We start from the raw sequence: 20,967 nt of genomic DNA on the forward strand, positions 1-20,967 counted from the left end.
TTCGTTCGCCAATCGACGAAGGCGATGCCGTCGGTCCCCCTGTCCGGCCGTCCGCCCTGCCGGATCCGGGACCGGTCCCCGCTCCGGGGCGGTGCGTCCAGGACAATCGGAGTGCCGCGCGAGCGTCGGCCGGGGGTTGGGTCCGTCGGGGCGATGGTCGCACTCCGCATGCTGCCGGAATCTCCTCACGAGCCTCTGGTCGAACTCGTTCTGCGTGGGGAAAGCGTACCTTGTCTCTCGGCATCCTGCTCGGCCATGTCCTCCGGGCCGGTTGCATCCGACAGCCGAGATGATGAGCCTGGCAGGGGCACGCGCGATGCCGCATTCCTTCAAGTCGCGCGCCGATTCGGCAAGCCGTTTTACCCCCGAGCCCCCATAGCTCCGGTCGGCGGTCGCGAGGGATCGCGTCGGTTTCGCCGTCGCCCGGCGGAGCCGAACGGAGGGACACCGAGCCATGCCGATCGGAGGCACACCCATCCCCGGAAAACGCCTCGCCGCCGCCCGGCTCCGGACCTTCAGGTCTATCGTCGCGCAGGTCCCCGCGAGCCTCGACCGGGTGTCGAGCCATGCCTTTGTCTGCAACGTCGTCGCGATGACGGCCGCGCTTCGGCACCCGCCTGCATTCCGGCTCGAACGGATGCACACCGGGACCCGCGTGACGACCATCGAGATCGCCGAGGATTACGGCGACGCGTCTAGCCTGGGAATCGACGACGCCGAAACGATGTTCGGGGCTTCCGAAGATCACCGAGATGGTCTCAACTGCATCACGCGTGCCCGTAACGGCCACGACGTTCGCTTCCTTTAGGACAGGACACTCTCCATGGCCTATGTCACCACTGCCGACGGTGTCGAGATCTTCTACAAGGATTGGGGCCCCAGGAGCGCCCAGCCGATCGTGTTCCACCACGGCTGGCCGCTCTCGTCGGACGACTGGGACACGCAGATGCTGTTCTTCCTCCAACGGGGCTACCGCGTCGTCGCCCATGACCGGCGCGGCCATGGCCGCTCGGCGCAGGTCGATGGCGGCCACGACATGGATCACTACGCCGCCGATGCCTTCGCGGTGGTCAAGGCACTGGATCTGCGAAACGCCGTGCATATCGGCCATTCCACCGGCGGCGGCGAGGTGGCCCGCTACGTGGCACGGTACGGAGAGCCCGCCGGCCGCGTCGCCAAGGCGGTGCTGGTCTCCGCCGTACCGCCGCTCATGCTGAAGACGGACGCCAACCCCGAAGGCCTGCCGATCTCGGTGTTCGACGGTTTTCGCGAGGCCACCGCCGCGAACCGCGCGCAGTTCTTCCTCGACGTTCCGACCGGACCTTTCTACGGCTTCAACCGCGCGGGCGCGACCGCACAGCCGGGCGTGATCCAGAATTGGTGGCGCCAGGGCATGATGGGCAGCGCCAAGGCCCATTACGAGGGCATCAAGGCGTTCTCCGAGACCGACCAGACCGCGGACCTTCAGGCGATCTCCGTCCCGACCCTGGTGCTGCACGGCGAGGACGATCAGATCGTCCCGATCGCCGACGCGGCGCTGAAGTCGATCGGGCTGCTGAAGCACGGCACCCTGAAGACCTACCCGGGGTTCTCGCACGGGATGCTCACGGTGAACCACGACGTCGTCAATCCCGATCTCCTGGCCTTCGTGAAGGGCTGAGCGCGATCGTCGCGGGGGTCGTCTCACGCGCCCCTGAACCGTCCTCGGCGCGGGCGCGCCGGTCCGCATCCTCGTCGGGACGCCGGAGCAAGCGAGCCGGTCGTGACCGAACATCACAGACAGGAGATCACCCCATGAGCTGGCACGGTGCCGACGATCCGATCCCGGGCGATCATTTCACCTGCGACGCGATCAAGACCCTGATCGTCCCGCGCTCGCGCGACCTCGGTTCGTTCGCCGTGCGCAGGGCCCTGCCGTCCACCGAGTGTCGGATGGTCGGGCCGTTCATCTTCTTCGACCAGATGGGGCCGTCCGAGTTCCTGCTCGGCCAGGGCATGGACGTGCGGCCCCATCCCCATATCGGCCTGTCCACCGTGACCTACCTGTTCGAGGGCGAGATCATGCACCGGGACAGCCTCGGGACCGAACTGCCCATCCGCCCGGGCGAATTGAACTGGATGACGGCGGGCCGGGGCATCACCCATTCGGAGCGGACGGGACGTGACCTCCGGAAGACCGGTTCGACGCTGTTCGGGCTCCAGAGCTGGGTCGCCCTCAGCGGCCGCGACGAGGAGACCGCCCCCGCGTTCGAGCATTACGAGGCCGGGGCGCTGCCGGTCCTGACCGGAGAGGGCAAGACCGTCCGGCTCATCGCCGGCGAGGCCTTCGGTGCGAGATCCCCGGTACGGACCTCAAGCCCCATGGTCTACGCAGACGTGGCCCTGGAGGCCGGCGCGGTCCTGCCCCTCGACCCGACCTACGACGAGCGGGCGATCTACACGGTCTCGGGCGCCATCGAGATCGCCGGCGACGGCTTCGGGCCGGGCCAGCTTCTCGTCTTTCGACCCGGCGACCGCATCAGCGTGCGGGCGACCGAGGCCGCCCGTTTCATGGTGCTGGGCGGCGAACCCATGGATGGGCCGCGCCACCTCTGGTGGAACTTCGTCTCGTCGCGTCCCGAGCGAATCGAGCAGGCTAAGGAGGATTGGCGCCAGGCCCGCTTCGACACGGTTCCGGGTGAATCCGAGTTCATCCCCCTGCCTGAAACCCCCGCGCCCGTCCGCTACCCTTGAGCGTGCCTGCGCGGCCGGCCATGCCCGGTCCGAATCCCCCGTCACCGAGATCGAGACTCCATGGCTGCTGAAGCATCCGGCGCTGCCGGCGAACTCGTCCAGGTCGTCGCGCTCCTGGCGGCGGGCGTGATCGCCGTCCCGCTGTTCAAGCGCATCGGTCTCGGCTCCGTCCTCGGTTACCTCGTGGCGGGGTTGTGCATCGGCCCGTTCGGCCTCGGCCTGTTCACGGACGCGCACGCGATCCTGCACGTGGCCGAACTCGGCGTGGTGATGTTCCTGTTCCTCATCGGCCTGGAGATGGAGCCGTCGCGGCTCTGGGGCATGCGGCGCGAGATCTTCGGCCTCGGGCTGGCGCAGGTCGGAGCCTGCATCGCAGCCCTGACCCTCGTCGGCCTCGCCCTGGGCTTGTCCCCGGCCGTGGCGTTCGTGGCCGGGACCGGCTTCGTGCTGACGTCGACGGCCATCGTCATGCAGCTCCTCGAAGAGCGCGGGTCCCTTTCGACCCCGAAGGGACAGCGCATCGTCGCGATCCTGCTGCTGGAGGATCTCGCCATCGTGCCCCTCCTCGCCATCGTCGCGTTCCTCGCGCCGGGCGGCGCAGCGGCGAGTACGGCCGACCGGGCCTACGCCATCGGCCTCGCGCTCCTGTCCGTGGCCGCCCTGGTCGCGGCGGGACGCTGGCTGCTCAATCCGATGTTCCGCCTGCTGGCGGCGTCGAAGGCGCGGGAGGTGATGACCGCGGCGGCGCTGCTCGTCGTGCTCGGCTCGGCGCTGGCCATGCAGTTCGGCGGACTGTCCATGGCCATGGGCGCGTTCCTGGCCGGGGTGCTGCTCTCGGAATCGAGTTTCCGGCATCAGCTGGAGGCCGATGTCGAGCCGTTCCGCGGCATCCTGCTCGGCCTGTTCTTCCTCGGCGTCGGCATGTCCCTCGATCTCACCGTGATCGGGGCGAACTGGGCGCTCATCCTGACGGGCGTCGCCGCCTACATGGTGGTGAAGAGCGTCGTCATCTACGGGATCGCGCGTCTCCTGCGGGCGTCCCACGCCGAGGGCGTCGAGCGGGCGGCCCTGATGGCGCAGGGCGGCGAGTTCGCCTTCGTGCTGTACGCCGCCGCCGCGGGCGTCGGGATCATCGACGGCACCACCAACGCGATCCTGACCGCGACCGTCATCCTCTCCATGGCGCTCACCCCCCTGATGGTGATCGCCTACGACCGCCTCGGACCGAAAGCGTCCGTATCGACGGACGGCGTCGAGGTTCCGGAGAACCTCGTCGGCAGCGCCCTGATCATCGGGTTCGGGCGCTTCGGGCAGGTCGTCAGCCAGCCGTTGATCTCGCGGGGGTGCTCCGTCTCCATCATCGACACCGATCCCGCGCAGATCCGCGTGGCCGAGGCGTTCGGGTTCAAGGTCTATTACGGCGATGGGACACGCCTCGACATCCTGCATGCGGCGGGCGCCGCGACCGCGCGGACGATCCTGATCTGCATCGACGACCGCGACGCCGCCAAGCGGATCGCCGCGATCGCGCGGGCCGAATTCCCCCTGGTTCCGGTCCTTGCCCGGGCCCGGGATCGCGAGCACGCCATCGCGCTCATCCAGGCGGGCGTCGCGTATCAGCTCCGGGAGACGTTCGAATCGGCCCTGGCTTTCGGCGAGCAGGCCCTGCTCACCATCGGCGACGATCCGGACGCCGCGCACGCGGTCATGGCCGAAGTCCGCCGCCGGGACGTGGAGCGCCTCGACCTGGAAACGGTGGGCGGCCTCTACGCCGGACGCGACCTGATCCAGGGGAACTCGCACCACGCGCCGAAGGCCCCCGGCGATTCTCCGTAAGGGATGCGCGCGAGGAACAGGGCTCGTTCGCCGCGTCGGCATACCTCCTCGCTGGGACGAGGCGCCGTCGCATGGCCGGCGCCACGTGCCGAGATCCGCCGCCGCCGTCACCGGGCGCTTTGCCCGGGAAGCCGAGGGGCGGAATCGTCAGGGCCGCCCGCCGAGACTCCCGGCGCGCGCCGAGACCCGGGTCAGCGCCATCGCCATCGCCACGCCGAACCCCCCTCCGGCGCCCTTCACGAGGAAGTCGCCCATCCGGCCATGCCGTGTCGCCTCGATCATCTGGAGAGCCTCCAGCCCGGCTCCCGCCAGGGTGACTAGAGCCAGGACCTCCCAGCGTCGCTGCGGGTATCCGTAGGCGAACAGGAAGCCGAGGGCGGCGAACGCGCCGAACCGCTCCACGCCGACGGGCGCGCCGCTCACCGGCCGCAGCCCGATGGGGGCCAGGGTCGCGAAGATCAGAGCGGCCAGGAGAAGCCATGCGAGGGGCCGGGCGAGGTTCGTCATGGCAGCCGGTGTGCAGGGCCAGCTTGGCGGCACTGAGGCGGATATGACGGTTCGGTGAAGGGCACGGGTTCGCGACGCCGGAGCAAGGGGTTGAAGGTCTTGGTGGAGGGAATGCCGGTCGGTCCGAGACAGAGACCGGACGATGCGGGAAAGCCTCGTTGCCGTTTCCGGGAAGCTCACTTCGGTGCAGGGATGCGGAAGAGGCGTTTGGTCGTAGCCCATCGAAACGCACGGATCGTGAATTTTCCCTATGGAACTGCGTCATCTGCGCTACTTCGTGGCCGTGGCCGAACATCTCAGCTTCACGGCGGCTGCCGAGAGTCTCGGCGTCGCGCAGCCGCCGTTGAGCCAGCAGATCAAGGATCTCGAGGCCGAGATCGGGACCGAGCTGTTCGAGCGCACGACGCGCCGCGTCTCCTTGACGCCCGCCGGCCAGGACTTCCGAATCGAAGCCCTCGCCATTCTGGCGAAGGCCGGCGAGGCCATGGGCCGGGCGCGGGCCATCGGCGCCGGCACGGCCGGCATCATCAATGTGGGGCTGACGGGCTCGATGCTGGCCGGGCCCCTGGGCGCCTCGATCCGCGTGTTCGCGGAACGCTATCCCGACGTCGATCTGCGGATCCACGAGATGTCGCCCGACCGGCAGATCGCGGCCCTGAGGACCGGGCGGACCGATGTCAGCTTCCTGCGCTGCCCGCCGCGGGACCTGGATCTCGTCAGCGAACTGGCCTGGGAGGAGACCGTCCGCCTCGTCCTGCCGAGGGGGCATCGGCTCGCGACGGAGACGATCGCCCTGGCGGACCTCGCGGCGGAGAACTTCGTCTTCCTGCGGCTCCAAGATTCGCTGTTCGCCAAGTACCTCTGGACCTGCTGCGTTGAGGCGGGCTTCACGCCCCGGATCTCGCATCAGGTGGTCGAGGCCGCGTCCCTGACCAGTCTCGTGGCGGCGGGGCTGGGCCTCGCCATCATTCCGGAATTCGTCGCGCGGCTGGCGCACCGGGACGTCGTCTATCGACCGATCGCCGGACGGCCGATCCGGGCCAACGTGCACGCCCTGTGGACGAAGGCACGGGCGCCCCTGATCGAGAACTTCATCGCCCTGGTGCGTCTCGGCAGCGTGCGGTTCGCGGAGGAGATCCGGACCGGCGCGCGGTGAGTGCGGTCACCCCTGCGCTCACCGGTGACGTTCGCGCGTGCGCGGGGAATCCTATCGGGCGGGTGAAGCGGCGAACGGGATCGATCCGGGCGGGATCGGGCCCGGTGGAACGGGACCGGTGGGCAGAGCGGGCGCGACCTTCGGCGGCGCAACCTTGGGCGTCGCCCTCCTCACCAGTCCCGCCTGGGGCGACACGATTCCGGCGGCGGCCGGCTTGATGGTTCGGCCCGTCGGGCGCGGCGTGATCGAGCCCGTGGTCGCCACCTCGGGCATCGGTACCGCCGGGCTGTCGATGCCGTAGATGTCGTCGCGGAAATGCGCGCGGCCGTCCGGCGTCGCGTAGCCCGTGAGGTACACGAAGGTCACGGGGATCTGTTTCGGCAGCTTGATGTCGAGGCGCTCGTTGGTGGCGATGTGGCTCTCGATCTCCATGGGGCCCCAGGTCGAGGCGCCGCCGTTCGGGCCGGGGGTGCCCTCGAGCAGCCAGCCGGCCAGTTCCTTCACCTGCGCCACCCGCACGCAGCCGTGGGAGTGGAACCGCACCTCGCGGGCGAACAGGGATTTCGAGGGCGTGTCGTGCATGTAGACCGCCTGTTTGTTCGGCATGTCGATGCGGACCTGGCCGAGGGAATTGTCGAGGCCGGAATCCTGCCGCAGGGTGTAGTTCGCCGCCTTCTCGCTGGCCCAGTCTAGGGTGGTCGGATCGACCTCCACGCCGCCGGGGCCGAGGATGCGGATGCGCTCGCGGGCGAGGTACCCGGGGTCTTTCCGCATCTTCGGGATGATCTCTTTCTTGATGATCGAGACCGGCAGGGTCCAGGTCGGGTTGAGGTTCACGTCGGTGATGCGGGCCTCGATGCGCGGCGTCGCCTTGTCGGGCTTGCCGACCACGGCGACGTACCGGCGCACCACGACGCCGCGCTCCACCGCCTCGACGGTGGCGGAGGGGATGTTCACCACCACGTAGCGGTCGCCGAAGGCGAAGGTCGACCCGATCTGCCGGGCGGCCGACGCGGCGAGCTGGCGCTGGCGGGTGGCCGCCGGCACGTTGAGCGCCGCCACGGTCTGGCGGCCGATGAGGCCGGTCTCGGGCAGGCCGTGCCGGGCCTGGAAGCTCTTCACCGCCGCCACTAGGGGCGCATCGAGGAGGTCCGAGGCCGGCGCGTCGGCGGGCAGATCGCCGACCAGCGCGAGGTGCTTCCGGAGGGCGAGAATCGCCGGATCGCGGGCCCCGGCCTTGACCACGAGGCCCGGCGGCAGGCTCGCCCACCCGCCGGCATCCGCCATGGCCTGATAGCGATCGGCCATCTTCAGGGTGTCGAGGAAGGTGGCGGGGCTGAGCGTGGGCACCGGATCGGCCGAGACGCGGGCGACCACGAGGGGTGGCAACTCGCGCGACTTCTTGGGCGCCGCCTCCTTCGAAGCCGCCTCCTTGGCCAGGGTCCCGGCATCCGGCGTGCCCACCGGTACGATGGCCTGCACGGCCGGCGTGGCCGGGGCCGAAGCCGCCAGGGGATCGAGGCGCGGGGCCTCGTTCGTCGAGGCTTCGCTCTTGGGAGTCTCGCTTCTGGCCGGCTCGGCCTTGATCCTGGGCTTCGCGAGCGGCTTCGACGGAACGGGTTTCGGCGGCACGGGCGCGTCCTGCGCCATCGCCCCCGTGGCGGCGGCGAGGGCCGACAGGCTTGCGCACAGGGCGGTAACGAAGAGAACGTGGCGCGAAAGCATCGCGGATCCCCGAAGCGACTATCGTCCACGACCATGCGGCGCGAGGGTTACCAATCCCCTGCCGTGCCGGCCGCGCCCGTGACGCCTCCACCCACCCGCCCTACCTCATGGGCGAAACCGCACATGGGGAGACGGGCATGCAGGCGAGCGACGCTCGGGTCGGCCGGGGTTCAGGGGAGCATCCGGCCCTTCGCGCGGGCGGCACCGCCGTCGTCACCGGAGCGGCGAGCGGGATCGGCCTCGCCGCCGCCACGCGCTTCGCCGCCGCCGGCATGGCCGTGTGGCTCGCGGATCTGCCCGGTGACGCCCTCGAGGGCGCGCGCGCCACGGTGGCGGCGGCCGCCCCGGGGAGCGCCCCGATCCGGGCGCTCGCGACGGATGTGGGCGACCGGCACGCCGTGGAGGCCCTGCGGGACGTGGCCTCGGCCGAGGGACCGCCGGCCCTCGTCCTGCTCAACGCGGGCATCGAGGCGGGCGGCACCCTGTTCTCGGACGCCGACACCTGGCGGCGCATCCTCGACACCAACCTGTGGGGCGTGATCAACGGCCTCCACGCCTTCGCGCCGGCGATGATCGACGGGCCCGAGCCCGGCGCCATCGTGGTTACCGGCTCGAAGCAGGGCATCACCACGCCGCCCGGCAACACGCCCTACAACGTGTCGAAGGCGGGCGTGAAGGCGGTGACGGAGGCCCTCGCGCACGACCTGCGGAACCGCACGGGCGCGCAGGTCAGCGCCCATCTGCTCATCCCGGGCTTCGTCTATACGGGCCTGACCCGGGCCCGCGGCGTGGCCGAGAAGCCGGCGGGCGCCTGGACGCCGGAGGAGACCGTGGATTTCCTCCTCGCCGGGATGGCGCGCAGCGACTTCTACATCCTGTGTCCGGACAACGAGACCACCCGCGCGCAGGACGAGAAGCGCATCGCCTGGGCCGCCGGCGACCTCATCGAAAACCGCCCGGCCCTGTCGCGCTGGCACCCGGATTTCTCGGAGGCGTTCGCGGCATTCATGAAGACGTAGGCCCCCGGACATCGGGGAGCGCCCGCTGGCGAAGCTCTTGCTTGCGGTCTAAGCCTTGCGCCACGCTCCGTGGGTGGCCGGGCAGGCCCGGCCCCGCGGACCCCGTGCGAACCGAACCCGGGAGCCGCCCTTGGCCACCATCATCCCCGTCGCCTCCTTCGATTGCGTCGTGTTCGGCGCCACCGGCGACCTGACCACGCGCAAGCTCCTGCCGGCGCTCTACTATCGGTTCAAGGACGGGCAGATCCCCGGCACCAGCCGGATCATCGGCGCCTCGCGCTCGGAGATGAGCGCCGAGGCGTTCCGCGAGCGGGCGCGCGACGCCATCAAGCGCTTCGTACCGGCCGCCGATGTAGCCGAGGACAGGCTGTCCGCGTTCCTCGACCACCTCGACTACGTCGCCGTGGACGGGGCCGGCGACGACGGCTGGGAGGATCTCGCCGCCAAGCTCGCCGAGCGGCCCGATCAGGTGCGGCCCTACTACCTCGCCACCTCGCCCGACCTCTACGGCTCCATCTGCCGGAACCTCGCCGCCCATGGGCTCATCGGCGAGAAGTCGCGGGTGGTGCTGGAAAAGCCCATCGGCAAGGACCTCAAATCGGCCCGCGCCATCAACGACGCCGTCGGCGAGGTGTTTCCCGAGGAGCAGATCTTCCGCATCGACCACTACCTTGGCAAGGAGACGGTCCAGAACCTGCTGGCCCTGCGCTTCGCCAACACCATCTTCGAGCGCCTGTGGACGGCCGACGTCATCGATCACGTCCAGATCACGGTGGGCGAGACCGTCGGCGTCGAGGGGCGGGCCGGGTACTACGACACCTCGGGCGCCCTGCGCGACATGGTGCAGAACCACATGCTCCAGCTCCTCTGCCTCATGGCGATGGAGAGCCCGCTGTCGCTCGACGCCAACTCCGTGCGCGACGAGAAGCTCAAGGTGCTGCGCGCCCTCAAACCCATCACCCCCCACGACGTGCAGACCGTGACCGTGCGCGGGCAGTACGGGGCCGGCGCCGTGGCGGGCCAGCCGGTGGAGAGCTACCGCACGGATCTCGGCGGCGACGCCCAGAGCCGGACGGAGACCTTCGTCGCCCTGAAGCTCGAGGTGCAGTCCTGGCGCTGGGCCGGGGTGCCGTTCTACCTCCGCACCGGCAAGCGGCTGCCCCAGAAGCTGTCCGAGATCGTGGTGCAGTTCCGCGCCTCGCCGTTCTCGATCTTCCCCACGGAGGCGTTCGGGCGCGAGCCCAACCGCCTCGTCATCCGGCTCCAGCCGGAGGAGGGGATCAAGCTCGAGGTGATGACGAAGGATCCCGGTCCCGGCGGCATGCGCCTCAGGCCCACCAACCTCGACATCTCCTTCGAAGAAACCTTCAAGCAGCGCTACCCGGATGCCTACGAGCGCCTGCTCATGGACGTGGTGCGCGGCAACGCCACCCTGTTCATGCGCCGCGACGAGGTCGAGGTCGCCTGGGCCTGGGCCGATTCCCTGCTCAAGGCCTGGGCCGACCGGCCCGAGCCGCCCCGTCCCTATCCGGCCGGAAGCTGGGGGCCGACGGCCGCCATCGCCCTGATCGAGCGAGACGGGCGCACGTGGCACGAAGAAGTGCGATGAAGAGATAGGAGAGCACCCCTATTTGAACCGCCTGTCCCTCGACACTTGGACAGGCGGCTCCTAAAATGGGAAGTATAGGCCTTTCGACTTTTAGAATTGCTGACTGATGAACAAGATCGAGCCGGGCATCGGCATCAACCGGCGTTATCTGCACGACGAGGTCGTCGATCGGATGCGCGATCTCATCCGCTCCGGTGAACTCGAGCCGCGCGCTCGTATCAACGAGAGCGAATTGACCGAGCGCTTCGGCATCTCGCGCACCCCCTTGCGCGAGGCCATCAAGATCCTGGCGACGGAAGGTCTGCTCGAACTCCTCCCCAATCGCGGTGCGCGGGTGGCGAGCCTGTCGCAGTCCGAGATCGAGGAGATGATCGAGGTCATCGCCGGCCTGGAGGCCACGGCCGCCGATCTCGCCTGCCGCACCATCACCGACGAGGAGATCGCCGGCATTGAGGGCGATCACCGCGCCATGGTGGCCGCCTGGAAGGCCGGGGAGGAGGGGGCGTATTTCGGTCTCAACCGCGCGATCCACGAGGCGATCATGGCGGCGAGCCGCAACGCGATCCTGGGTGGCCTCTACGCCAGCCTGTCGGGGCGTATCCAGCGCTCGCGCTACGCCGTGCACCAGACGGCGGAGCAATGGGCGCGGGCGGTGTCCGAGCACGAGCGGATGATCGAACTCCTGCATGCCCGCGACGGCGAGGCCCTGGCCCGGCTCGTGCGGGCTCATATCCGCGCCAAGACCCCGGTCATCGCCGAGAATTTCGGCGCGACCTGAGCCCCGCTGCGCCGATCACGCGGCGTCGTTGATCGCCCGCAGACTCGCGACGAGATCCGAGAATCGGTCGCCCTGCACGATCACGTGGGCGCGCAGCCGCTCCGCCGCGCCCGTCTCGTCGCCCGCCACGATGGCGGCCACGATGGCTTCGTGTTCGGCGAGCGACTGCCCGAGGCGGTGACGCGCCCGAAGCTGCATCCGACGGAACGGCGCGAGGCGCCGATGCAGCAGCCGGGCCTGCTCGGCGAGGAACCCGTTGCGGCAGGCCTGATAGACCACCGTGTGGAACACGTAGTTCTCGTCGTAATAGCGCTCCGGATCCTGGGCCTCGGCCGCCGCCGCGCAGGCCGCGAGGGCCGCTTTGAGGGCCGCCTCGTCGGCCGGGATCAGGCGGCGCGCGGCGAGGCGTCCGCACGCGGCTTCGATCTCCGCCATGGTCTCGAACATGGCGATGAGAAGCTGCGGGTCGGGGGCGCTGACCAGCGCGCCGCGGCGCGGCTTGATCTCCACGAGTCCCGTCATCGCCAGCTGCAGCAGGGCCTCGCGGATCGGCGTGCGCGACACGCCGAAGCGTTCCGCCAGTTCCGTCTCGTCGAGGCGGGCGCCGATGGCGAGGCGGCCGTCGACGATCTCCGTCTCGATGGTCTGGCGCAGGCGAAGGGACTGGTTCATGCGCTCGGGTTCCATCGGTCCGGTTCCTTCGCCGTGGGCCTGCCCTTCGCCGGGACGGTTACTGCTGTCTACCTTATGCAACCCGGTTGACAAAATATACAAGGCGTCGTTCTCTGGTATAAAGAGCGGGCAGCGCAGTATAAATGCTGCACCGCAAAATGGGCGGGCGGCCAGCTTGCCGAAGGAGGAAGACGCCATGACGTTGACACGCCGCACCCTCGTCGCCGCCGGTCTCGCCGCGCCCGCCATCCTATCCCTCGGCTCGCGGGCCCGGGCGGCGACCACCCTGAAGATCTCGCACCAGTTCCCCGGCGGCACCATCGACGAGGGCGACTTTCGCGACCGCGCGTGCCGCAAGTTCGCCGCGGCCCTGGCCGAGCGCTCGAAGGGCGCCCTGGAGCTCCAGGTCTATCCGGGCTCGTCCCTGATGAAGACGAACGCCCAGTTCGGCGCCATCCGCAAGGGCGCCCTCGACATGACCCTTTACCCGAGCCCCTACGCCGGCGGCGAGGTGCCGGAGATGAACATCGGCCTGATGCCGGGCCTCGTCACCTCCTACGCGCAGGCCACGGCCTGGAAGACCGCCCCCGTCGGCCGCAAGCTGACCGAGATCCTCGAATCCAAGGGCGTCGTGGTGGTCTCCTGGGTGTGGCAGGCCGGCGGCGTCGCCAGCCGCGACCGGCCGCTCTTCACGCCCAGCGACGCCAAGGGCCTCAAGGTCCGGGGCGGCTCGCGCGAGATGGACCTGATGATGAAGGCGGCGGGCGCCGCCACACTCTCGATCCCGTCGAACGAATCCTACGCCGCCATGCAGACCGGCGCGTGCGATGCCGTCATCACCTCCTCCACCAGCTTGATCTCGTTCCGCCTGGAGGAACTCTCGAAATCCCTCACCTCGGGGGCTCAGCACACCTATTGGCTCATGTGGGAGCCGATCATGATGTCCAAGATCGTGTTCGACCGCCTGCCGAAGGACCAGCAGGACCTCATCATGACCATCGGCTCCGAGCTGGAGGCCTTCGGCCAGAAGGGCGCCAAGGACGACGACACCCGAGTCGAGCAGGTGTTCGCCAAGGCCGGCGCCAAGGTGCAGCAGCTCGACGAGAAGACCCTCGGCCAGTGGCGCGACATCGCCAAGGACACCGCGTGGAAGGACTTCGCGGGCAAATCCGCGAGCTGCGCCGAGCTCCTCAAGCTGGCGGAGCAGGTGTCGTGAGCCACGCCTTCGACGCGGCCTCCGCCGCCTCCGAATCCGTACGGGCCGCGCCCGAACCTCGCGTCCCCGGGCTGCTCGGGGCCATCGACCGCGGGATGAAAGCGATCAACGGCGTGGTGATGATCTTCGGCGGGCTCGCCCTCGTCGGGGCCTGTCTCGTCCTCAGCTACAGCGTGTTCGTGCGCTACTGGCTGAAGGAGCCCACCGACTGGCAGGACGAGATGGCGGTGTTCCTCATCGTCGGCGCGACCTTCTTCTCGGCGGCCGCCGTCCAGGCCAAGCGCGGCCACGTCGCCATCGAGGCGCTGAGCGGCCTGCTCTCGCCGCGGGTCAACCGCGCTCGCCTGCTCATGGCCGATATCATCAGCATCGTGTTCGTGACGTTCTTCGCCTGGAAGAGCTGGAGCCTGTTCCACGAAGCCTGGGTCGACGGGCAGGTCTCCCAATCGACCTGGGGGCCGCCGCTCTGGATTCCCTACGCCCTCATGGCTTTAGGTATGAGCTTCCTATCCCTGCAGTTCCTCCTGCAGATCGCCGAGGCCCTGAACTACGGCCCCCGTTCCGCCGGCTGGGCGAACCCGAAGGTCGGCCTCGGGGCCGACCTGAACGCTGATCCCCTCAAGACGAGCCCCCACCCATGAGCGTCGCGGCCATCGGCTTCCTCTACGCGGGTGCCACCCTCAGCGCGATGCTGGCCGGCATCCCCATCGCCTTCGCGCTGGGCTTCGTGGCGCTCGCGTTCATGTACTTCTTCATGCCGGGCGCCTCCCTCGATACGGTGGCGCAGAACGTCTACGAGGAGATGGCCTCCATCACCCTCCTGTCGATCCCGCTCTTCATCCTGAAGGGCGCGGCCATCGGCCGTTCACGAGCCGGCCAGGACCTCTACTCGGCCATGCACGCCTGGATGCACCGCATCCCCGGGGGGCTGGGCATCGCCAACGTCTTCGCCTGCGCGCTGTTCGCCGCCATGGCGGGGTCCTCGCCCGCCACCTGCTCGGCCATCGGCTCGGCGGGCATCCCGGAGATGAGGAAGCGCGGCTACTCGCCGGGCTTCGCCGCCGGCATCATCGCCGCCGGCGGCACCCTCGGCATCCTGCTGCCGCCCTCCATCACCATGATCCTCTATGCGGTGGCGGCCGAACAGTCGCTCGGGCGCCTGTTCCTCGCCGGCATCGGGCCGGGCCTGCTGCTGGTCGGCCTGTTCGCCGCCTGGTCGGTCTATCGCTTCCGGGCCGAATACGCGGCCGCGAAGGACGCCTTCGAGCGCAACGGCACCGCCTCGCCGATCCTCGCCGAGGACACCTACAGCATGCGCGAGCGCTTCTCGACGCTGCCGCGGGTGCTGCCCTTCGTGGTGCTCCTCACCGGCGTCATGGTCGCCCTCTACGGCGGCTACTCCACGCCCTCCGAGACGGCGGGCCTCGGCGGTCTCCTGGCGCTCGGCCTCATCGCGGTCATCTACGGCGTCTGGCGCCCGAAGGACGTGAACCCGATCCTCGCCGCCACCTTGCGGGAATCGACCATGCTGATGCTCATCATCGGCATGTCGCTCCTTTACGCCTACGTGATGAGCTACCTCCACATCTCGCAATCGGCGGCCAACGCCATCGTGGCGCTGCAGCTCTCGCCCTGGGTGCTCCTGGTGACGATCCTGGGCCTCGTGATCCTGCTCGGCTTCTTCCTGCCGCCGGTCTCGATCATCCTGATGACGGCGCCGATCATCCTGCCGCCCCTGAAGGCCGCCGGGTTCGACCTCGTCTGGTTCGGCGTCGTCATGACCATCACCATGGAGATGGGTTTGATCCACCCGCCGGTGGGCCTCAACATCTTCGTCATCAAGAACATCGCCCCCGACATCCCGCTGAAGGACATCATCTGGGGCACGCTGCCCTTCGTGATGCTAATGGCGGTGGCGATCCTGATCCTCTGCCTCGTCCCCGGCATCGCCCTGTGGCTGCCGAACTGGCTGCTGCCCTCCACGCGATAGGGCGAACCAGCCTCGAAACGGCTGGGCGGCCCGGACCTCTGGTTCAGGCCGTTCGCTTGCGTCTGATCACAGATCGACCCCATTGTATCACGACAAAATTGTCGTTACATTTTTGCAAGTCGATTCGCTTCGCATGGGACGCGGCCAAGGCCGAAAGCAATCTGCGTAAGCATCGCATCAGCTTCGAGGTTGCGTCCCGCGTCTTTGCCGATCCTTACGCATCGAGTTCGCAGGATCGGATCGAGGACGGTGAGTATCGCTGACAGACGATCGGCCTCGTGGATGGCGTCATGATGGTGCTGGTCGCTCACACGATCTTCGACGCTGACGATGGAACGGAGATCGTTCGCATCATTTCGGCTAGACATGCCGACCGGCAGGAGCGCAAGCGCTATGAAAGAGACCGATCCCGTCATCTTTGAACTCGACCTGCACCGGCCCGCCGCCCTCACGCCGGAACAACGCGCGGAGTTGGAGACGCTCGCCGCGACGCCGGATTCCGAGATCGACTACAGCGATATCCCGCCGCTGACGGAGGCGTTCTTCGCCAACGCCCAGCGCAATCCGTTCTACCGTCCGATCAAGGCTCAGGTCACCGTTCGCCTCGACGCGGACGTGCTCGCTTGGCTCAAGACGGGCGGGCGCGGCTACCAGACGAAGCTGAACGCGATTCTTCGGCGTGCCATGCTCCAGGACGCTCCGCCGAAGTGACCGGTTCTCACCGCCCCCGCCAATCCGGCGCCCGCTTGCCCAGGAACGCTTCCATTCCCTCGCGAAAATCGGCGCTCGTGTAGCAGAGGCGGATGAGGTCGTCGCCGGGGCGCTCGCCGGCCGTGTCGTCGGCGTCCTGAAGCCGGCGCAGGCCCTCCTTGGTGGCGTAGAGGGTGAGGGGCGCGTGGCCGGCGACGAGGGTGGCGAGTTCGGTGGCGCGGACCGCGAGGGCATCTGCATCCGCCACCACCTCGCCGACGAGGCCGATGGCCAGCGCCTCCTCGGCCCCGACGAGGCGGGCGGTGAAGATCATGTCCTTGACCCGGGCCGGGCCGACGAGCCCGGAGAGGCGCTTCAGGTTGGCGAGCGACAGGCAGTTGCCCAGCGTCCGCGCGATGGGAAAGCCGAAGCGCGCGTCGCGGGTGGCGACCCGCAGGTCGCAGGCCGCCGCGATGGCCGCCCCGCCGCCCGTGCAGGCCCCCGCGATCGCCGCGATGACGGGCACCCGCAGGCGCTCGAGGGCACCCATCACCCGATCCATGAACCGCTCGTAGTCCAGGGCGTCCTGGGCCGAGGCGAAGCCGCGGAACTGGGCGATGTCGGTACCGGCCGCGAACGCCTTCTCGCCCGCGCCCGTGATCACCAGCACCCGCACGGACGGGTCGGCCTCGATCCGCGCGCAGCGGTCGATGATCCCCTGATACATCGCGAAGGTGAGGGCGTTGCGGGCCTGGGGCCGGTTGAGGACGATGCGGGCGATGCCGGCCCCGTCCTGCGTGAACAGGAGCTCGTCGGTGTCGCGCGCAGGGCTGGTCATGGCGGGTCCGGGGTCGCGTGGAATTCCAGCCCCGGGTCTGCCCATCCCGGCGGCCCGGATCAACCCGGGGAGCGGCCGTCTCAGAACAGGCTCGGCACGAACATCTCCGGCGGGACCGGCTGGCGGGCGTAGTCGTCGTGGCGCTCGCGCTCGGGCAGCTGGACGGTCGGGTGCGCCACCGCGCCGTAGGGGATCTGCGACAGGAGGTGGGCGATGCAGTTGAGCCGGGCCTTCTTCTTGTCCACGGCCTCGACCACCCACCACGGCGCCTCGGGGATGTGGGTGCGGGCGAGCATCACTTCCTTGGCCTTGGTGTAATCCTCCCACAGGCGGCGCGACTGCACATCCATCGGCGAGAGCTTCCACTGCTTCAGCGGATCGTGGATCCGCATGGTGAAGCGCAGCTCCTGCTCCTCGTCGGTGATCGAGAACCAGTATTTCAGCACGATGATCCCTGAGCGCACCAGCATGCGCTCGAATTCCGGCACGGAGCGGAAGAACTCCTCCACCTCGTCGGGCGTGCAGAAGCCCATCACGCGCTCGACGCCGGCGCGATTGTACCAGGAGCGGTCGAACAGCACGATCTCGCCGCCGGCGGGCAAGTGGGTCACGTAGCGCTGGAAGTACCATTGCGTGCGCTCGCGCTCGCTCGGGGCCGGCAGGGCGGCGACGCGGCAGACGCGGGGGTTGAGGCGTTGGGTGATGCGCTTGATCGCCCCGCCCTTGCCGGCGGAATCCCGGCCCTCGAAGATCACGACGACGCGCAGCTTCTGAGCCTGCACCCAATCCTGCAGGCGCACCAGCTCGTGTTGGAGCCGGAACAGCTCGCGGAAATAGCGTCGGCGGTCCATCTGCGGCGCGCGTGGACCGTCCCCGACGGCATCGGCGAGGCGTTCGAGACGCTCCTCCTCCATCTCCATTTCGAGTTCTTCGTCGAAATCGTCGGCGACTTCGCGGCGGATCGCCTCGATGTCGAAGGTGCCTGCCCGTTGCCCCTGATCCATTGCCGCCGTCCCGCCCGTCGCTCGAATCCCGATCGCTGGCGTTAGAGCAGGCGCGTGTGACAGTGCTGCTACGGGCGATCGGTGCGCCATCGGTCTATGGGTGATGCCGCCGGCCGCCGGCGCCGAACCCGGCCGTGTCGCCCTCGAAAAGCCGCCGCCCCTCCGCAACTGTCATCGAAGCGTCACGTCCCGTCGCGAACGGTGCGCGCCAAACACCACGGAGCCTTTTCCCGCATGGACTTCTTCCGCCGCTTCACCGTGCTGATGTGCGCGCCGAACTTCGATCCGGACGATCTCGAGGGCGTGCGCGTCCAGCAAATCCTCACCTCCATCGAGAAGCTCGGCTTCGAGGTAGTGCGGGCGCGGCGCGTCGAAGATGCGGCCATCGCGGTCCAGACCGACGCCGCCATCGGCTGCATGGTGGTGGATTGGGGCAAGCGCGGGCTGGACGGCAAGGCGGCGGCGCTCATCAACCTCATGCGGAAACGCGGGCTGGAAATGCCCATCGTGATCATGGTCCGCCGCAAGCGTCTGGAAGACATCCCCGTCGAGGTGCTGGACTTCATCGACGGCTACATCTTCCTTGCCGAAGAAACCCCCGAATACATCGCCCGCGGCCTCGTCAGCCGGGTGAAGCAATACGCCGAGACCCTGAAAACGCCGTTCTTCGGCGCGCTGGTCGACTACGCCGAGCAGGGCAATCAGCTCTGGACCTGTCCCGGCCACAACGGCGGCATCTTCTACAACCGCTCGCCCATCGGCCGCATCTTCGTCGAGCACCTCGGCGAGGCGATCTTTCGCGACGACCTCGACAATTCTGTCCTCGATCTCGGCGACCTCCTCGTCCACGAGGGGCCCGCCCTGAAGGCGCAGAAGGAAGCCGCCGTCATCTTCGGGGCGGAGAAGACCTACTTCGTCCTCAATGGCACCTCGGCCTCGAACAAGATCGTGCTGTCGGCCCTGGTGGCGGAGGGCGACCTCGTGCTGTTCGACCGCAACAACCACAAGGCCGCGCATCACGGCGCCCTGTTCCTCGGCGGCGCCGTACCGGTGTTCCTCGAGACCGATCGCAACTGCTTCGGGTTGATCGGCCCCATGTACGCCGAGGCCCTGGACGAGACGGCGATCCGCGAAAAGATCCGCACCAATCCCCTGGTGAAGGACCCCGACGCGTGGAAGCGCGAGCGCCCGTTCCGCGTGGCGGTGGTCGAGCAATGCACCTACGACGGCACGATCTACAATGCGCAGATGATCCTCGATCGGATCGGGCACCTCTGCGACTACATCCTGTTCGACGAGGCCTGGGCGGGCTTCATGAAGTTCCACCCGCTCTTCGCCGGGCGCTTCGCCATGGGCCTGAAGGGGCTGGACGAGACCTCGCCGGGCATCATCGCCACGCAATCGACCCACAAGCAGCTGGCGAGCTTCTCCCAGGCCTCGCAGATCCACACCAAGGACAGCCACATCCGCGGCCAGACCCGCCGCATCGAGCACCGGCGCTTCAACGAGACCTTCCTCGTCCACGCCTCGACCTCGCCGTTCTATCCCCTGTTCGCCTCCCTCGATGTGGGCGCGCAGATGATGAAGGGCCGCTCCGGCGTCGTCCTCTGGGACGACACCATTCGGCTCGGCATCGAGTGGCGCAAGAAGGTCCGGGCCATCCGCCGCGAGTTCGAGGAGAAGGAGGGCGATCCCCTCCGCCGCTGGTTCTTCGACCCCTTCGTGCCCGACACCGTGAAGGGCCCGGATGGCAAGGTGCCGTGGGAGAGCATCTCCACCGACGAACTCGCCAGCAACGCCAAGTACTGGGAATTGACTCCGGGCGCGGCCTGGCACGGCTTCACGCACGTGGTGCCCGATTATGCCATGACCGACCCGAACAAGCTCACGGTGCTCACCCCGGGCTTCGACCGGCGTACAGGTGAATACGCCGAGCACGGCGTGCCCGCGCCCATCGTCGCCCAGTACCTGCGTGAGAACCGCATCGTGCCGGAGAAGAACGACCTCAACTCGCTGCTCTTCCTGCTGACGCCGGGCGTCGAATCCTCCAAGGCCGGCACGCTGATCTCGGGCCTGGTCGCCTTCAAGCGCCTGCACGACGACAACGTGCCGCTCGAAGAGGCGATGCCCGAGTTCGTCCGGCGCCGGCCCAACCGCTACAAGGGCGTGCGCCTGCGCGATCTCTGCGCCGATTTCCACGCCTTCCACCGTGAGGCCGGCACCAGCGCCCTCCAGCGCAAGCAGTTCGAGCCGGGGCACCTGCCCGAGATGGTGATGACGCCCAAGGAAGCGGTGCAGCAGCTCACCCGCAACAACGTCGATTACGTGCCCATCGCGGAGGCGGAAGGGCGCGTGGCGACGACCTTGCTTCTGGTCTACCCGCCGGGCATCGGCACGGTGCTGCCGGGCGAGCGATTGGACGAGCGGGCGAAACCCATGCTGGACTATTTCAAGATGTTCGAGCGCTCCGCGAACCTGTTCCCCGGGTTCGAGGCCGAGATCCAGGGCGTGTTCCGCAACGTGGATCCGGACGGCACCATCCGGTTCCACACGTATGTCATGCGCGAGACCCGCTGATGCCGGCGCTGGCCGGCGACCCCGACCTCGTCATCCGACCCTCGTCGGATGCCGACGTGGCGGACATGGTGGACATCTACGCCCACCACATCCGGCGCGGGGTCGGCGATGTCGGCGATTTCGAGGAGGATCCGCTCCATCCGGACGACCTCAAGAAGCGCCGCAAGGCCATGCGCAAGAAGCGCCTGCCGCACCTCGTCGCCGACCGCGACGGGGTGGTGGCCGGCTACGCCTACGCGGTGCCGTTCCGCAAGCGGCCGGCCTACCGCTACACCCTCAAGCACTCGATCTACGTCCACCACGAGCACCTGCACGCCGGCATCGGCCGGCGCCTGCTGCCGGCCCTCATCGAGGCCTGCGCGGCCGGCGGCTACCGCCAGATGATCGGCTACATCGACGCGAAGAACGAGGCCTCGTTGCGCCTGCACGAGGCCTGCGGGTTCGTGCGCGTCGGGCTGCTGCCGGCGGTGGGCTACAAGTACGGCCGCTGGAGCGACAGCGTCATGGTACAGTGCGCCCTGGGCTCCGGCGCCACCGACCAGCCCGGCACCTGGACGCGTCCCGTCGAGGTGGTGGTGGCCGGCCACGACTGGATCGGCAAATAGCCGGTCACCGAG

General features: G+C 68.7%; 19 protein-coding genes. 14 read left to right on the plus strand and 5 right to left on the minus strand.

All coding sequences use genetic code 11. The features are described from left to right. The first annotated feature begins 454 nt into the window (after positions 1-454). The 4 genes from ASF52_RS01090 (at position 455) to ASF52_RS01105 (ending at position 4,569) form a co-directional block, all read left to right on the plus strand. The gene (locus ASF52_RS01090) at positions 455-808 is read left to right on the plus strand and encodes a hypothetical protein (RefSeq protein ID WP_056166217.1); all 354 of its coding nucleotides are present in this window, start codon (positions 455-457) and stop codon (positions 806-808) included. Between the two features lie 15 nt (positions 809-823). After that, positions 824-1,660 (plus strand): alpha/beta fold hydrolase, encoded by an 837-nt coding sequence (locus tag ASF52_RS01095; RefSeq protein WP_056166220.1) that lies wholly within the window; start codon positions 824-826, stop codon positions 1,658-1,660. 134 nt (positions 1,661-1,794) lie between these two features. Then, entirely contained in the window at positions 1,795-2,733 is a 939-nt protein-coding gene (locus tag ASF52_RS01100) for a pirin family protein (RefSeq protein ID WP_056166222.1), read from the plus strand. Between the two features lie 60 nt (positions 2,734-2,793). Beyond that, a complete protein-coding gene (locus tag ASF52_RS01105) occupies positions 2,794-4,569 on the plus strand; it encodes a monovalent cation:proton antiporter-2 (CPA2) family protein (protein WP_056166225.1) in 1,776 nt (591 codons plus the stop codon). A 147-nt stretch (positions 4,570-4,716) separates the two neighbouring features. On the opposite strand, the gene ASF52_RS01110 is transcribed toward ASF52_RS01105, so the two are convergent. Continuing rightward, positions 4,717-5,076: a VanZ family protein gene (locus tag ASF52_RS01110; RefSeq protein ID WP_056166227.1), complete on the minus strand. Its 360-nt coding sequence runs from the start codon at positions 5,074-5,076 to the stop codon at positions 4,717-4,719. Positions 5,077-5,326: 250 nt separating this feature from the next. Between ASF52_RS01110 and ASF52_RS01115 the strand changes: the two genes are divergently transcribed. Next, positions 5,327-6,232 (plus strand): LysR family transcriptional regulator, encoded by a 906-nt coding sequence (locus ASF52_RS01115; RefSeq protein ID WP_056166228.1) that lies wholly within the window; start codon positions 5,327-5,329, stop codon positions 6,230-6,232. 51 nt (positions 6,233-6,283) lie between these two features. Here the strand turns inward: ASF52_RS01115 and ASF52_RS01120 are convergent, their stop codons facing one another. Then, positions 6,284-7,957, minus strand: a complete 1,674-nt coding sequence (locus ASF52_RS01120) for a L,D-transpeptidase family protein (protein ID WP_056166230.1) — start codon at positions 7,955-7,957, stop codon at positions 6,284-6,286. A 137-nt stretch (positions 7,958-8,094) separates the two neighbouring features. Here ASF52_RS01120 and ASF52_RS01125 point away from each other — a divergent pair, with 137 nt between their 5' ends. From ASF52_RS01125 to ASF52_RS01135, 3 genes are all read left to right on the plus strand, one after another. Continuing rightward, positions 8,095-8,976 (plus strand): SDR family NAD(P)-dependent oxidoreductase, encoded by an 882-nt coding sequence (locus ASF52_RS01125; RefSeq protein ID WP_056166231.1) that lies wholly within the window; start codon positions 8,095-8,097, stop codon positions 8,974-8,976. 130 nt (positions 8,977-9,106) lie between these two features. Beyond that, positions 9,107-10,585 carry a glucose-6-phosphate dehydrogenase gene (gene zwf / locus ASF52_RS01130; RefSeq protein ID WP_056166233.1) on the plus strand — a complete coding sequence of 493 codons (1,479 nt, stop codon included), beginning with the start codon at positions 9,107-9,109 and terminating at the stop codon, positions 10,583-10,585. 106 nt (positions 10,586-10,691) lie between these two features. Next, entirely contained in the window at positions 10,692-11,363 is a 672-nt protein-coding gene (locus tag ASF52_RS01135) for a GntR family transcriptional regulator (RefSeq protein ID WP_056166234.1), read from the plus strand. A gap of 15 nt (positions 11,364-11,378) precedes the next feature. Here the strand turns inward: ASF52_RS01135 and ASF52_RS01140 are convergent, their stop codons facing one another. Beyond that, positions 11,379-12,035, minus strand: coding sequence for a GntR family transcriptional regulator (locus tag ASF52_RS01140; protein WP_056166922.1), 657 nt, complete (start codon positions 12,033-12,035; stop codon positions 11,379-11,381). Positions 12,036-12,231: 196 nt separating this feature from the next. Between ASF52_RS01140 and dctP the strand changes: the two genes are divergently transcribed. The 4 genes from dctP (at position 12,232) to ASF52_RS01160 (ending at position 15,952) form a co-directional block, all read left to right on the plus strand. Further along, entirely contained in the window at positions 12,232-13,251 is a 1,020-nt protein-coding gene (gene dctP / locus ASF52_RS01145) for a TRAP transporter substrate-binding protein DctP (RefSeq protein WP_056166236.1), read from the plus strand. Continuing rightward, on the plus strand, positions 13,248-13,892 hold the full coding sequence (locus tag ASF52_RS01150; RefSeq protein ID WP_056166240.1) for a TRAP transporter small permease: 645 nt from the start codon (positions 13,248-13,250) through the stop codon (positions 13,890-13,892). The genes dctP and ASF52_RS01150 overlap by 4 nt, the downstream gene beginning before the upstream one ends. Next, positions 13,889-15,241 carry a TRAP transporter large permease gene (locus tag ASF52_RS01155; protein WP_056166245.1) on the plus strand — a complete coding sequence of 451 codons (1,353 nt, stop codon included), beginning with the start codon at positions 13,889-13,891 and terminating at the stop codon, positions 15,239-15,241. Before ASF52_RS01150 ends, ASF52_RS01155 begins: the two co-directional genes overlap by 4 nt. A gap of 393 nt (positions 15,242-15,634) precedes the next feature. Further along, positions 15,635-15,952 carry a BrnA antitoxin family protein gene (locus ASF52_RS01160; RefSeq protein WP_056166247.1) on the plus strand — a complete coding sequence of 106 codons (318 nt, stop codon included), beginning with the start codon at positions 15,635-15,637 and terminating at the stop codon, positions 15,950-15,952. 7 nt (positions 15,953-15,959) lie between these two features. Here ASF52_RS01160 and ASF52_RS01165 read toward each other — a convergent pair whose 3' ends face one another. Together ASF52_RS01165 and ppk2 are read right to left on the minus strand one after the other, a co-directional pair. Next, positions 15,960-16,769 (minus strand): enoyl-CoA hydratase/isomerase family protein, encoded by an 810-nt coding sequence (locus tag ASF52_RS01165; protein WP_056166253.1) that lies wholly within the window; start codon positions 16,767-16,769, stop codon positions 15,960-15,962. An 80-nt stretch (positions 16,770-16,849) separates the two neighbouring features. Further along, positions 16,850-17,773, minus strand: a complete 924-nt coding sequence (gene ppk2, locus ASF52_RS01170; protein ID WP_056166255.1) for a polyphosphate kinase 2 — start codon at positions 17,771-17,773, stop codon at positions 16,850-16,852. 234 nt (positions 17,774-18,007) lie between these two features. On the opposite strand from ppk2, the gene ASF52_RS01175 reads away from it, so the two are divergent. Both ASF52_RS01175 and ASF52_RS01180 read left to right on the plus strand, forming a co-directional pair. Continuing rightward, positions 18,008-20,350, plus strand: coding sequence for an Orn/Lys/Arg decarboxylase N-terminal domain-containing protein (locus ASF52_RS01175; protein ID WP_056166256.1), 2,343 nt, complete (start codon positions 18,008-18,010; stop codon positions 20,348-20,350). Next, positions 20,350-20,955 (plus strand): GNAT family N-acetyltransferase, encoded by a 606-nt coding sequence (locus ASF52_RS01180; protein WP_056166260.1) that lies wholly within the window; start codon positions 20,350-20,352, stop codon positions 20,953-20,955. The genes ASF52_RS01175 and ASF52_RS01180 overlap by 1 nt, the downstream gene beginning before the upstream one ends. Positions 20,956-20,967: the final 12 nt, after the last annotated feature.

The sequence above is a fragment of the Methylobacterium sp. Leaf112 genome (assembly GCF_001423295.1).
In the GTDB taxonomy this organism is placed as follows: Bacteria; Pseudomonadota; Alphaproteobacteria; order Rhizobiales; family Beijerinckiaceae; genus Methylobacterium.